We start from the raw sequence: 12,866 nt of genomic DNA, 5'->3' as shown, positions 1-12,866 counted from the left end.
TTGGTTGTTGGGGTGCTACATGCGGGGCCGACGGGGGCAAGTCAAGGCTGCGTGGCGTTATCTTGAAGTGGTCGGGCCTCGATCACCACGAAGGCCTGTGCCCAAGGGTGGTCGTCTGTCAGAGTGACATGGATGATGGCTTCATGGCCCTCAGGCGTCATCTCTTTCAGACGTTCGGCGGCCCAACCGGTGACATGCATGACAGGTTGGCCTGTACGCAGGTTAGTGACCGCCATATCCTTCCACGCGATACCCATGCGCAGGCCGGTGCCCAGCGCCTTGGAACATGCCTCTTTCGCGGCCCAGCGTTTGGCATAGGTCCCGGCCGTATCGGCGCGGCGCTCGGCCTTGGTCTGTTCAGTATCGGTGAAAACACGATTGCGGAACCGGTCGCCAAACCGGTCGAGCGTACCCTGAATGCGTTCGATATTTGCGAGGTCTGTGCCGATGCCAAGGATCATAGTTTGTGGTTTTCCTTCTTTAGAAAAGCCGAGTATCCCTTGTTCACTCCCAAAATGAAGGCGTACCGACAAAAAACAAACGAAATCAGCATACAAAGCGTGAGTTCTATGATCCGCGAGACATTCACAAATAACCTGGGAACCTCTCCGAGCAGATAGAAAATTGAGAGGATCACGAGGAAGAAAAACGTCACAGTCAGCACCATCTGCCTTGCGATGATCCAACTCTTAAAGGTAGGGCCCAAGGATTTACCTCTAATACCTTTTGCCATGCCGTACAGTGACGCAGAAAAAACCATTGCAATGGACAGCGGCAGTGTTTGGAAGGGCCATTCGAAGTCTAACCATCTTTGTATCAATCCAAGGGTGACTAAGGTCGAGAAAAAGAAGGCTAAATAGCCTAACCGATCCAGCCCGACCTTTTGGTTTGAATCAAACCGCAACGTCACAGCTACCAACGCTCCTGTAGCTTTGGCGGAAAAGATTCAGCGTTTTCTTCCGGAAACATCACACCTCCAACACCACAGTACCCAGCTTTTGCCCGGTCTCGACCTTTGCATGGGCAGCAGCGGCATTCGTGAGGTCGCCCGCCGGAACCACCGCGTGGCTCAACACTTTTTGCTCCAGCCATTCCGTTAGCTGCGCCTCCCCCCTGCGCCGTGCAACAGCATCCAGTTGATAAACAATCAACATATGCAAGCGGATGTTCTTGAACATGAAACCGTAGAAATCGAGCTCTGGTCGCATTTGCGACACGGAAGAATAACTTGCGATGGTACCACCCGGCCGGATTAGTGCCAGAGACGCATCCTGATTTGCCGCAAAGTCCACTTCGACAATACGATCAACGCCCGCGCCGTCTGTCATATCCAATACAGTCTCAGCCACGTTTTGGGTGCGGTAATTCACAAATTCCTTTGCACCAGAGTGCGTTGCTTTTTCCTGCGAACTGACCGTGGTGATAACCCGAGCCCCGCCAAGAGCGGCCATTTGGCAGGCGTAACGCCCCACAGTCCCCGCCCCGCCGGTCACCAGGATAGTTTTGTCAGCGATCGGCCCGTCAGCATACAAGGCATACCATGCGGTCATTGCCGGAATCCCAAAACACGCACCTTCGGCGAAACTGGTAGTGTCAGGAAGAGTAACGGCCTGCTCTGACGGTAAAGCGATATACTCAGCAGCGGTTCCGAACGCGCGTTGCCACTGGCCATTCCAGATCCAGACCCTTTCACCAACCCGGGACGGATCGACACCTGAGCCAACGGACACAATTACTCCGGCACCATCCGAATGTGGAATGACAAGCGGGTGCTGCATGACAGCGCCTGGCCGCGCGCCACCCCGCAACTTAACATCTGATGGATTGATTCCGGTGGCTTTGATCTGAACCACAACTTCACCCAGCCCAGCCACCGGATCGGGCATATCAATCAGTTCAAGCACGTCCTCTGCTGGACCAAAATTACGATATGAAATTGCTTTCATTGCATTACCCCATCTTCCGACAATGGTGATATGAAGCGGTCAGCCCCGCGCTTCATCCATCAGCCGACGCATCTCGGCAATGGCAGGGGTGAGGCCGCGGAAGATCGACTCGCCGACCAGAAAGTGACCGATGTTCAGTTCGCGCACCTCGGGGAACGCGGCGATGGGTTGCACCGTGTCATAAGTCAGACCGTGACCTGCGTGAACTTCCAACCCCAGCGAGTGGGCAAAGGCGGACATCTCGCGCAGTGATTCTAGTTCGCGTGCGGCTTCGTCCAACCGACCCTCGGCGTGGGCGTCGCAATAGGCGCCGGTATGCAGTTCGATCACTTCGGCACCGATGCGGTGGGCCGCTTCGATCTGGCGCTGGTCGGCTGCAATAAAGATCGACACGCGACACCCCGCCTTGCGCAAAGGGGCGATGTAATGGGCTAGCTTGTTTTCCTCGCGCGCAACCTCAAGCCCGCCTTCGGTGGTTCGCTCTTCGCGTTTTTCGGGAACGATGCAAACCGCGTGCGGTTTGTGGCGCAGGGCGATCTGCTGCATTTCGGGCGTGGCGGCCATTTCAAAATTTAACGGCACCGACAGAACCTCCATCAGCCCATCGATATCAGCGTCCGAGATATGGCGGCGATCTTCGCGCAGATGCGCAGTGATGCCGTCGGCACCGGCCTCTTCGGCCAACTTGGCTGCACGCAAAGGGTCGGGATAAGCCCCACCACGCGCGTTCCGCACGGTGGCCACGTGGTCGATATTCACGCCCAGACGCAGGTGTTTGTCAGACATCGCTTGATTCCTTTCCCGAATTCCGGCCCGAGCCTAGAGGGTTTGCCACCGGAACGGCAGCCTTGGTTTCGGCCAAACGTTTGATTTCATCGAATTTCGCCTTGATCCGGGCGCGGCGGCGCTGCTGATAGGTGCGTACCACCGGCAGGCTGAGATAATAGCAGATATACCCGGCAATCAGCCCAGGAAAGATGCCGCCGATCAGATAAGGAAAGAACACCTCATCATAAAACACACTTAGCCCGCGCCAATCGGCATCGCGGCCCGTGAACATCGCCATGAAGTTGTTCTTCAGGTCACTCAACGCCTTGAAGAAGCTATCCATCAGGCCGTGGGTTTCTTCCTCTTCAAAGTCGTCACCCAAAAGGAAATGGCCCGTTTGCAGGCAGACGACCCCGATGGGCACATAAGTCAGAGGGTTGCCAAAGAAGGTACCGCTGAGCGATGCCAGCAAATTGCCATTGAAAATCCGGCTAAGCAGGGCCGCGATAAAGAAGTGGAACCCATAAAACGGCGTGAACGCCGTGAACACGCCCACTCCGACACCACGCGCGATACGCTCAGGTGAATCGGGCAGCCGCCGGATGCGGTGTTTGACGTAATGAAAGGCACGGGTCCAGCCGCCGCGCGGATAGATGAATTCCGAAGCGATCTGAATGGGCGAGCGTCGGTCTCGGCGCTTGAAAACCACTCCTGATCACCCCTTCTCAGCCTGCCGCAACTGCGGTTTTTTCCCGATTCCGATGCCGCTCGACCGCGGCAACGTCGCTTTCAGCCTCAAGCATCAACATCAGCGAATGCAACTGTTCAAGGTCACGCAGTTCGACAGAGATCAAAAGACGGTAAAAATCCGGTTTGCGGTCAACGAATTCCAGGTTCGAGATATTGGCCTTTTTCTCACCTATCAACGTACAGATACGCCCCAACACCCCAGCGTCATTGCCGATGGTCAGGTCCAGCGTCACCCCATAAACTGCCGGGTGTGTGCCCGAATGCCAGTGCAAGTCGACCCATCGATCCGGTTCGCTTTCATAGTCGGACAAGCGGTCGCAATCGATGGCATGAACCACCACGCCCTTGCCGCGAAAAGTGATGCCGACGATGCGTTCGCCCGGCAACGGCTGGCAACAGGGCGCGCGGTCGAATTTCTGCCCAGGCTCCAGACCAATCACAGCACGACGAGGGGAAATGGCGTCGCCATCGTCTTGGGTCAGCTCCGGGTAAACGGCGCTGACCACATCATGTGCCGTAAGCTCAGCACTGCCGAGGCGGGCCAGCAGCTCGTGCCGGTCTTTCAGACGCAGGTGCTTGGCTGCGGTGTCCAGCGCCTTGTCGGTGGCCTTGCGCCCGACATGATCAAACCCTGAACGTGCGAGTTCTTTGCCCAGTTTGATGAACCGTTCACGATCCACCTCGCGCAGGGCGCGACGGATGGCCGTGCGGGCCTTGCCGGTAACTGCGATTTCAAGCCATGTGACCTGTGGGGTTTGCCCATCCGCAGTAATCACGTCCACCGATTGCCCGTTCTTGATCCGGGTCCACAGCGGCACACGGATACCGTCCACCTTAGCCCCGACGCACGCATGGCCGATCCTTGTGTGGATGGCATAAGCAAAATCAATCGGCGTCGCGCCGCGCGGCAGTTTCACCACATCACCCTTGGGCGTGAAGCAGAACACCTGGTCCGAATACATCTCAAGCTTGACGGCTTCGAGGAAATCTTCGTGATCATCCTCGCTGTCGAACTGTTCGGTCAGATTGGCAATCCACTTGGCGGGATCGACTGCAAACGGGTTTTCCGACCGCACACCATCGCGATACGACCAGTGCGCCGCAACACCGGTTTCGGCCACGTCATGCATCTGACGGGTGCGAATCTGAACCTCGACCCGTTTGCCATCACGCCCTGACACCGTCGTGTGAATCGAGCGATATCCGTTCGATTTCGGCTGGCTGATGTAATCCTTGAACCTTCCCGGCACCGCGCGCCAGCGCTGGTGGATAGCGCCAAGGGTACGGTAACAGTCTTCTTCGGTCTGGGTGATGATGCGGAAGCCATAGATGTCGGACAGGCGTGAAAACCCCTGATCCTTTTCCTGCATCTTGCGCCAGATCGAATAAGGTTTTTTGGCACGGCCAAACACTTCTGCCTCGATCCCGGCCTTTTCAAGCTCGTGCCGCATATCGCCGGTGATGCGGTGGATCACATCGCCAGTTTCCCGTTGCAGAGTAATAAAGCGGCGGATGATAGATTGGCGACCTTCGGGGTTCAACACTCGGAAGGCGAGGTCTTCCAGTTCCTCGCGCATCCACTGCATACCCATCCGTCCCGCAAGTGGCGCGTAGATATCCATCGTCTCGCGCGCCTTGACCACCTGCTTTTCCGGACGCATCGCTTTGATGGTGCGCATGTTGTGCAAACGGTCGGCAAGCTTGACCAGAATAACCCGCAGGTCCTTGGACATGGCCATGAACAGTTTGCGGAAATTCTCGGCCTGTTTGGTCTCGCGGCTGGACAGCTGCAGATTGGTCAGCTTGGTGACGCCATCGACCAGCTTGGCGACCTCATCCCCAAACAACTCGGACACTTTGCCATAGCTGGCCTTGGTATCCTCGATCGTGTCGTGCAGCAGCGCTGTGATAATTGTCGCATCATCAAGACGCTGTTCGGTCAAGATGGCGGCAACGGCAACGGGATGGGTGAAATAGGGTTCGCCGGAATGGCGGAACTGACCGTCATGCATCTGCATCCCGAACTCATAAGCCCGGGCGATGCGGTCGGCATTGGTTTTGGGATTATAGTTGCGGACCAGCGCAATCAGGTCTTCAGCAGAAATCATCCGGTCCGCACCTTCGTGTTTGGGGGTTACCCCTGGCCTTGAGCCTCCATCAGAGCGCGCAGCAGCTTCTCTTCCGACATGTCATCCTCGACCGGTTTGTCCGATTCCGCACCCATCAGCAGAGCCATCTGATCTTCTTCTGGCTCATCCACCTCGATCTGGGTCTGGTTGGCTTCGATCAGACGCTCGCGCAGCTCGTCGGCACCTTGGGTTTCGTCCGCGATCTCGCGCAGCGACACAACAGGGTTCTTGTCGTTGTCACGGTCGACGGTGATCGATGCACCAGCGGAAATCTCGCGCGCACGATGGGCGGCAAGCATCACCAGTTCAAACCGGTTTGGAACCTTGTCTACGCAATCTTCAACCGTCACGCGGGCCATGGGGCGCTCTCCGTTACTGAATCCATGTCAGGAAGACGTTTATCTAAGGGCGAATCCCCGCCTTGACAAGCAGGAAATGGTGTCAATTGCACCATTCACAGAGGGGTTACAGCCTCGACATCCTCGGTAGGCAGACTTGCGACCATCTCGGTGACGGTCCGACCAAGCACCGGGTGCCGCCAATCAGGGGCTACATCCGCCATCGGAACCAACACGAATGCCCGGTCCTGCAGGCGCGGATGTGGCAAGATCAATTGCTCGGGCGCCTGCTGTTTCTGCGCCTCGGGCGGCAGGTTAAGCCAATGGTCGTATTCAGCACGATCCGGCAGTATAAGATCGTCATAAGAGACCAGATCCAGATCCAATGTCCGCATGCCCCACCGTTGCACCCGCTCGCGGCCAAATTCGTGTTCGATCTCATGCAGTAATTGCAGAACCTCGGCCGGGGTCTTTTCAGTCTCGATCAATGCAGCCGCATTGACGTAATCCGGCCCAGCTCCGGCAGGGAAACAAGGGGTCTCGAAAAAGCGGCTGACGGCGCGAATCACCACCCCCTGACGCAAAATCGCGTCAATAGCCCTTTGAAGTGTCACGTTGGGCCCAGATGATCTCAAATTGAGATTCGCACCCAGTGCAATCACTGATTCTGACAAAGATTTGCTCCTACTACTCGCTATATTCGGTGAATTGCATGGTTGCGATACATGATAAAAGCCCTAATTATAGGCATATCAGCGCGCCGCCTATTTTCTAGCTCACTCACCTAATCATCCGGCGTTCTGGTTAGTACCGGAAGGATCTATTTATGTTTTATAAAGACGAACGGCTAGCGCTGTTCATCGACGGCTCGAATCTTTATGCGGCCGCAAAAGCACTGGGGTTTGACATCGACTATAAATTGCTGCGCCAGGAGTTCATGCGCCGCGGCAAGATGCTTCGTGCTTTCTACTACACAGCGCTATTGGAAAATGACGAGTATTCGCCGATCCGTCCCTTGGTTGACTGGCTGCATTACAACGGCTTCACGATGGTGACCAAACCGGCAAAAGAATACACCGACAGCATGGGGCGTCGGAAAGTCAAAGGGAACATGGACATCGAATTGACCGTTGATGCCATGGAACTTGCACCGCGCGTTGATCATATCGTGCTGTTTTCGGGCGATGGGGATTTCCGCCCGCTGATTGCCAGCCTTCAGCGCCAGGGCGTGCGTGTTTCGGTTGTTTCGACCATCCGCAGCCAGCCGCCGATGATTTCGGACGAGCTGCGTCGCCAGGCCGACAATTTCATCGAACTGGAAGACTTGCGCGATGTGATCGGGCGGCCTCCGCGCGAAATGCCGATGGAGCCACGCAGCGTTGCGGCTGCAGGCGGGCAATAAGCACCGGCCACCTATCAAACCGGGGAAAGTAATCGGCGCGGTCAGTGTCTCAATCCTGACCGCGCCTTTTTTAACAATGAACAGGTGCTGAAACATCTATTGGCTAGCACCGATTCATGTCAGGGAAATGACAAGCTCCTGTCTGGACCAAGGCCGGGAAAAGACTTACCTGTGGCCTAAGGAGACCGTGACATGACTAAGCCACCCCTGACTCTTTACCTTGCTGCCCCGCGCGGATTCTGCGCCGGTGTCGACCGCGCCATCAAGATCGTCGAGATGGCGCTGCAGAAATGGGGCGCGCCGGTCTATGTGCGCCACGAGATCGTGCATAACAAATTCGTCGTCGACGGATTGCGCGCGCAGGGTGCCGTGTTCGTCGAAGAACTGGACGAATGCCCCGACGACCGTCCGGTAATCTTCTCAGCCCACGGTGTGCCAAAATCCGTCCCCGCGACCGCGGCACAGCGCGAGATGATCTATGTCGACGCAACCTGCCCGCTGGTATCCAAGGTCCATGTCGAGGCCCAGCGCCACGCCGAGTCCGGGTTGCAAATGATCATGATCGGTCACAAAGGCCATCCCGAAACCGTCGGCACCATGGGTCAGCTGCCCGAGGGTGAGGTTCTGCTGGTAGAAACCGTCGAGGATGTGGCCACCGTACAGGTGCGCGATCCGGGCAAACTGGCTTTTGTCACCCAGACCACCCTGTCGGTGGATGACACCAAGGACATCATCGCCGCGCTAGAACAACGGTTCCCGGCCATCGTTGGACCGCACAAGGAAGACATCTGCTACGCCACCACCAATCGGCAAGAGGCCGTCAAGGCCGTAGCCCCGAAGTCGGATGCCTTGCTGGTTGTCGGCGCGCCGAATTCCTCGAATTCGCGCCGCCTGGTTGAGGTCGCCTCGCGCGCGGGCTGCAATTACGCGCAGCTGGTGCAACGCGCGACCGAGATCGACTGGCGCGCGCTCGAAGGTATCTCGTCGGTTGCGATCACCGCCGGGGCGTCGGCTCCCGAAGTGCTGGTCAACGAAGTGATCGACGCCTTCCGCGCCCACTATGACGTGACCGTCGAGCTGGTCGAAACCGCTACGGAAAACGTCGAGTTCAAAGTGCCCCGCGTGCTGAGAGAACCTGCATGAGGGGCATACCAACGGCCCCGCTTTTTCTTGGACTGGCGGGGCTGATCCCGTTTATCTGGGGCGCGCTGACTTATCTGAACGATGATCTGCATAGTTGGGGTACGCAGATGTTTGGCTCGCGTTTCGTCGGGCCCTATGTACAGCTGTTCTATGGCTCGGTGATCCTGAGCTTTATGTCCGGCGTTTTGTGGGGATTCGCCACCAAAACCTCGGGCGGCAAGGCGGCGACATGTTATGCCCTGTCGGTTCTACCCGCGCTATGGGCGTTCTTTAAAACCGGGGGCGGTCCTGTCAGCACCGGCACCAATCTGATGTACGGTTTTGCCGGGTTGTTGGTACTGGATGCCATCTTTGCCTATTGGCGGCTGACCCCAACCTGGTGGCTGCGGTTGCGAGTCATGTTGACCGCCGTCGTGTTGGTCTGCCTCGCCGTAGGAGTATACCTGTGACCGACGATAAAACGATCAACGCCTATACGACACGGGTGGCGGAGTACCTGCAAATCCCCCTGCCCCCGGAACAGATCGAGGCCCGCCTGGCCTTTACCGAGGCCGTTGGCAGTGGCCACATTCTGGATCTGGGCTCGGGCCCGGGTTCAGACAGCGCCTTTTTCATGCGCGAGGGCATGACCGTCCGCGCACTGGACGCAACCCCTGCCTTCGTCGAACACGCGCGGGAAAATGGTGTCGACGCGCATCTGGGCACGTTTGACGATGTGACCGAGGTGGACGCCTATGACGGCATCTATGCCAGCTTTTCCCTGCTGCACGCCCCCCGAACAGATTTCTCGCGCCACCTGGCGGCCATTCACCGGGCAATGAAGCCCGAGGGCATCTTTTTCCTCGGCCTGAAGCTGGGCACGGGCGAACACCGCGACGATCTGGATCGCTACTACACCTATTTCTCACAGACCGAGATCGAGGCTGCGCTGGAACAAACCGGGTTCACCATCGACCGGATCACCACCGCTATGGGAACGGGTCTGGCCGGGTCTTATGACGGGTTCATTCTGGTGCTGGCCCATGCCTGAACTGTTTGCCTATACCGACGGAGCCTGTTCCGGCAATCCCGGACCCGGCGGCTGGGGCGTGTTGCTGCGCGCAATGGATGGCGACAAAGTCCTGAAAGAGCGCGAGTTGAAGGGCGGAGAGGCCGAGACCACCAACAACCGCATGGAACTGCTAGCCGCGATCAATGCGCTAGAGGCGCTGGATCGCGCCTCGACAATCACCGTCATAACCGACAGTGCCTATGTAAAGAATGGTGTGACGGGGTGGATTTTCGGATGGAAGCGGAACGGCTGGAAGACCTCGAACAAAAAACCGGTCAAGAATGTCGATCTGTGGCAGCGGTTGGATGAGGCCCAGACCCGGCATGATGTGATCTGGGAATGGGTCAAGGGTCACGCGGGCCATCCCGAAAATGAAAAAGCCGATGAGCTAGCCCGCGCCGGCATGGCACCGTTCAAGCCCCAAAAGGCCAAATCGTGAACGGTCTGGCCCTGCTGGACTATGCCTCGGTTCTTGTCTTTGCCCTGACCGGTGCCTTGGTGGCCAGCCGAGCGCAGCTGGATTTGGTGGGCTTTGCCTTCATCGCCTGCCTGACGGCAGTAGGCGGTGGCACTGTGCGCGACGTTCTTTTGAACCGGCATCCGGTATTCTGGATTGGGCAACCCGACTATATCCTGATCGCCGTAGCTGCAGCGGTGCTGGTGTTTTTCACTGCACACCTCGTTGAAAGCCGTTATAACTGGCTGATCTGGCTGGACAGTTTTGCCCTGTCTATTGCGGTCGCGGCTGGAACAGGTGCGGCGCTGTCGTTGGGGCAGTCCGGCACCATTGTGGTTTTGATGGGTGTCTGCACCGGATGCTTGGGCGGGCTGATGCGCGATGTGGTTTGCAACGAGGTACCGCTGGTTTTGAAACAGGGAGAGCTTTACGTTTCATGCGCTTTCGCGGGTGCTGTGACCGCCGTGATCGCACACCGTCTTGGGGTCGACGAGCTTGTGACGCTGGCGACCTGCGCGCTGATCTGCTGGGCCTTGCGGGCGGGGTCATTACTGTTCGGCTGGAGACTGCCCGCTTACAAAAGCCGCCCGCCCCGCCATTAACGCGACAACAACCGCGCGCCAATTTCCTTGACGAATTTTGCCGCCACCATTGCGGTCATTCCGTAGGGATCGCGATGGGGGTTCAACTCGACGATATCCGCACCAACAAGCTGACCTTCGAACCGGTGGATCAGATTGATCACCTCACGCGTACTCAACCCGCCGGGTTCATGATGCGACACACCGGGCGCAAAAGCCGGGTCCAGCGCGTCCAGATCTAACGACAAATAGACCGGGCCGTCAAAACGGATATCCAAATCAGGGCACCAGTTGCGCATGTCGATGACCTCGACCCCGAACTTGTCGGCCTGTTCCTGCTGGTGTTTGTTCATGGTGCGGATGCCCACCTGCACAAGACGATTGATCTGACAGGTTTCCATCACCCGCGCGAACGGGCAACCGTGGCCCAAAGGGCCGATCTGCTGGCTGTCATACAAGTCAGGATGCGAGTCGATATGCAGGATGTTCAGCCCCTCATACCGCTCAGAATGCGCCTTGATCAGCGGATAAGCGACCGAGTGGTCCCCGCCCAGTGACAACAGCCGCGCACCGGTTGCGATGCGGGCGGCAGCGCCCTTTTCGATCCGGTCGATGGGTTCCTGCCCGATCATCTCGAACACCTCCAGGTCGCCGGTATCCTTGAAGCGGTCCGTCGCGCCCAGATCAGTTCCATCCTCGGCTGTCAGATTGGCGGCCCCGGAATGCAACGCTTCGCGGATACGACCCGGTGCAAAGGCAGGTCCTTGCAGAAAAGACGAATGCAAATCCAGCGGCACTCCCATCAGAGCGACGTCACCGGAATTCAGGTTATGTGGCATGAGGCACCTCTTTCAGGTTGGATATTCCGGCGATCTGGCTGGCATCCTGCCCAAACGTCAAGAGGTTAGCGGCGTAGATAGGTCTGCCAGATCCAGATCACCAACAATGCGCCCAGTACCGCGCCCACAAAGCCCGACAGCCAACCTGCCACTGTAATAAAAAAGCGCAATAGGAACCCACCCACCAGCGCACCCATGATTCCGATCAGCATGGTCGTTGGTATGTTTGCCTCAATCCGCATCAACCGGGTGGCCAGAAATCCGGCAGCGGCACCGATGACGATCAGGGCAATGACGGGCACGTTACTTCCTCCAATGCGTTGGCACGATAATCAGCGCACCAATGGACGACAGAACTGCGTTCAGACCGGGCGAGCCAAAACTGATACCGAACATGATGCGGACAAAATAGAACAGAAACGCCCCACCCACGCAAATGATGATCGAGGGCAGGTATCCGTTATGGGTAAACCCGGTCTTCTCGGCCAGATAGCCCACGATACCGGCAATCACGACGGTGCCCATCAAGACCATGAACATTTGTCTTACTCCGTGTTCAGGCGGGTTCCGGCTGCGACCGGCCATCCTCGCAGGAAGGTTTCCGTATCCTGTGCCCCTTTTCCTGCTCGCTGCAAGCGCAACAGGTCAATCGCCCCATCACCGCAGGCCACGCGCAGCGCGTCGTTCAGAACCTCTCCGGGCGCGCCCTGTCCCTCGGCCAGTTTCGAGGCCAGCAGCTTGACCCGATCGCCTCCGATCAGAGTCCACGCACCGGGAAAGGGTGACAGGCCACGTATCTGGCGATCCACCTCGACCGCCGGGCGGGTCCAGTCGACCCGCGCCTCAGCCTTGTCGATCTTCGAGGCATAAGTCGCGCCATCCTCGGGCTGAGGCTCGGGCGTCAGTTCGGGCAGACGGGCCAGAGCCTTTACGATCAGATCAGCCCCCATCGGTGCTAGACGATCATGCAGTTGCGCCGTGGTTTCCTGCGGCCCGATATCAGTGGCCTGCCGCAAAAGGACGGGGCCGGTGTCCAAACCGGCCTCCATCTGCATGATACAGATGCCGGTTTCCGCATCGCCTGACATGATCGCCCGATGGATCGGAGCCGCCCCGCGCCAGCGTGGCAACAGGCTGGCGTGAATATTCAGGCAGCCTTGCGCCGGGGCGTCCAAAATGGGTTGAGGCAACAACAGCCCGTAGGCCACCACTACGGCCACATCAGCGTTCAGTGCGGCAAAGGCATCCTGTTCCTCAGGCGACTTTAGTGAAACCGGATGGCGGACAGTCAGGCCCAACGCCTCGGCCCGGGCATGCACGGGCGTTGGGCGGTCTTTCTTGCCCCGCCCGGCCGGACGCGGAGGTTGGCAATAGACTGCGGCGATCTCATGCCCGGCCTCAACCAGCGCATCCAGAACTGGGACCGAAAAATCGGGCGTGCCCATGAAAATGACGCGCATTA

18 protein-coding genes are annotated in these 12,866 nt (G+C 58.0%); 6 read left to right on the top strand and 12 right to left on the bottom strand.

All coding sequences use genetic code 11. The annotated features are described in order from the left end of the window. Positions 1-41: 41 nt before the first annotated feature. The 8 genes from acpS to folK form a co-directional block, all read right to left on the bottom strand. Positions 42-461 carry a holo-ACP synthase gene (gene acpS / locus ACR0B0_RS12435; RefSeq protein WP_170350370.1) on the bottom strand — a complete coding sequence of 140 codons (420 nt, stop codon included), beginning with the start codon at positions 459-461 and terminating at the stop codon, positions 42-44. After that, a complete protein-coding gene (locus ACR0B0_RS12430; RefSeq protein WP_480648006.1) occupies positions 458-910 on the bottom strand; it encodes a hypothetical protein in 453 nt (150 codons plus the stop codon). The genes acpS and ACR0B0_RS12430 overlap by 4 nt, the downstream gene beginning before the upstream one ends. Before the next feature lie 58 nt (positions 911-968). Then, complete coding sequence (locus ACR0B0_RS12425) at positions 969-1,946, bottom strand: NADPH:quinone reductase (protein WP_170398677.1); 978 nt, start codon at positions 1,944-1,946, stop codon at positions 969-971. A 39-nt stretch (positions 1,947-1,985) separates the two neighbouring features. After that, a complete protein-coding gene (locus ACR0B0_RS12420) occupies positions 1,986-2,732 on the bottom strand; it encodes a pyridoxine 5'-phosphate synthase (RefSeq protein ID WP_480648004.1) in 747 nt (248 codons plus the stop codon). Next, positions 2,725-3,423 carry a DUF2062 domain-containing protein gene (locus tag ACR0B0_RS12415; RefSeq protein ID WP_170360028.1) on the bottom strand — a complete coding sequence of 233 codons (699 nt, stop codon included), beginning with the start codon at positions 3,421-3,423 and terminating at the stop codon, positions 2,725-2,727. The genes ACR0B0_RS12420 and ACR0B0_RS12415 overlap by 8 nt, the downstream gene beginning before the upstream one ends. 16 nt (positions 3,424-3,439) lie before the next feature. Continuing rightward, the gene (locus ACR0B0_RS12410) at positions 3,440-5,572 is read right to left on the bottom strand and encodes a RelA/SpoT family protein (RefSeq protein WP_170360026.1); all 2,133 of its coding nucleotides are present in this window, start codon (positions 5,570-5,572) and stop codon (positions 3,440-3,442) included. Between the two features lie 26 nt (positions 5,573-5,598). Continuing rightward, positions 5,599-5,952, bottom strand: a complete 354-nt coding sequence (gene rpoZ / locus ACR0B0_RS12405) for a DNA-directed RNA polymerase subunit omega (RefSeq protein ID WP_170350365.1) — start codon at positions 5,950-5,952, stop codon at positions 5,599-5,601. 95 nt (positions 5,953-6,047) lie between these two features. After that, positions 6,048-6,629 carry a 2-amino-4-hydroxy-6-hydroxymethyldihydropteridine diphosphokinase gene (gene folK / locus ACR0B0_RS12400; protein ID WP_480648038.1) on the bottom strand — a complete coding sequence of 194 codons (582 nt, stop codon included), beginning with the start codon at positions 6,627-6,629 and terminating at the stop codon, positions 6,048-6,050. A 128-nt stretch (positions 6,630-6,757) separates the two neighbouring features. Here folK and ACR0B0_RS12395 point away from each other — a divergent pair, with 128 nt between their 5' ends. From ACR0B0_RS12395 to ACR0B0_RS12370, 6 genes are all read left to right on the top strand, one after another. Then, positions 6,758-7,333: a LabA-like NYN domain-containing protein gene (locus tag ACR0B0_RS12395; protein ID WP_058283597.1), complete on the top strand. Its 576-nt coding sequence runs from the start codon at positions 6,758-6,760 to the stop codon at positions 7,331-7,333. Between the two features lie 192 nt (positions 7,334-7,525). Continuing rightward, on the top strand, positions 7,526-8,476 hold the full coding sequence (ispH, locus tag ACR0B0_RS12390) for a 4-hydroxy-3-methylbut-2-enyl diphosphate reductase (RefSeq protein ID WP_170350364.1): 951 nt from the start codon (positions 7,526-7,528) through the stop codon (positions 8,474-8,476). Further along, positions 8,473-8,925: a DUF3429 domain-containing protein gene (locus tag ACR0B0_RS12385; RefSeq protein ID WP_170350363.1), complete on the top strand. Its 453-nt coding sequence runs from the start codon at positions 8,473-8,475 to the stop codon at positions 8,923-8,925. The genes ispH and ACR0B0_RS12385 overlap by 4 nt, the downstream gene beginning before the upstream one ends. Continuing rightward, on the top strand, positions 8,922-9,506 hold the full coding sequence (locus tag ACR0B0_RS12380) for a class I SAM-dependent DNA methyltransferase (protein WP_480648002.1): 585 nt from the start codon (positions 8,922-8,924) through the stop codon (positions 9,504-9,506). Before ACR0B0_RS12385 ends, ACR0B0_RS12380 begins: the two co-directional genes overlap by 4 nt. Then, complete coding sequence (gene rnhA, locus ACR0B0_RS12375; RefSeq protein WP_170350361.1) at positions 9,499-9,966, top strand: ribonuclease HI; 468 nt, start codon at positions 9,499-9,501, stop codon at positions 9,964-9,966. The genes ACR0B0_RS12380 and rnhA overlap by 8 nt, the downstream gene beginning before the upstream one ends. Further along, positions 9,963-10,586 carry a trimeric intracellular cation channel family protein gene (locus ACR0B0_RS12370; protein ID WP_170350360.1) on the top strand — a complete coding sequence of 208 codons (624 nt, stop codon included), beginning with the start codon at positions 9,963-9,965 and terminating at the stop codon, positions 10,584-10,586. Before rnhA ends, ACR0B0_RS12370 begins: the two co-directional genes overlap by 4 nt. On the opposite strand, the gene speB is transcribed toward ACR0B0_RS12370, so the two are convergent. The 4 genes from speB to fmt form a co-directional block, all read right to left on the bottom strand. After that, positions 10,583-11,404: an agmatinase gene (speB, locus tag ACR0B0_RS12365; protein ID WP_480648000.1), complete on the bottom strand. Its 822-nt coding sequence runs from the start codon at positions 11,402-11,404 to the stop codon at positions 10,583-10,585. The genes ACR0B0_RS12370 and speB overlap by 4 nt on opposite strands. Positions 11,405-11,469: 65 nt before the next feature. Then, positions 11,470-11,706 (bottom strand): GlsB/YeaQ/YmgE family stress response membrane protein, encoded by a 237-nt coding sequence (locus ACR0B0_RS12360; protein ID WP_170398659.1) that lies wholly within the window; start codon positions 11,704-11,706, stop codon positions 11,470-11,472. 1 nt (position 11,707) lies between these two features. Then, entirely contained in the window at positions 11,708-11,944 is a 237-nt protein-coding gene (locus ACR0B0_RS12355; protein WP_170350357.1) for a hypothetical protein, read from the bottom strand. Positions 11,945-11,949: 5 nt separating this feature from the next. Then, on the bottom strand, positions 11,950-12,864 hold the full coding sequence (fmt, locus tag ACR0B0_RS12350; RefSeq protein WP_480647998.1) for a methionyl-tRNA formyltransferase: 915 nt from the start codon (positions 12,862-12,864) through the stop codon (positions 11,950-11,952). Between the last annotated feature and the right edge of the window lie 2 nt (positions 12,865-12,866).

It is taken from the genome of Ruegeria sp. BA12 (genome assembly GCF_056539625.1).
Note: the sequence above shows the minus strand (reverse complement) of the source record. Positions and strands in the feature narration are given on the sequence as shown.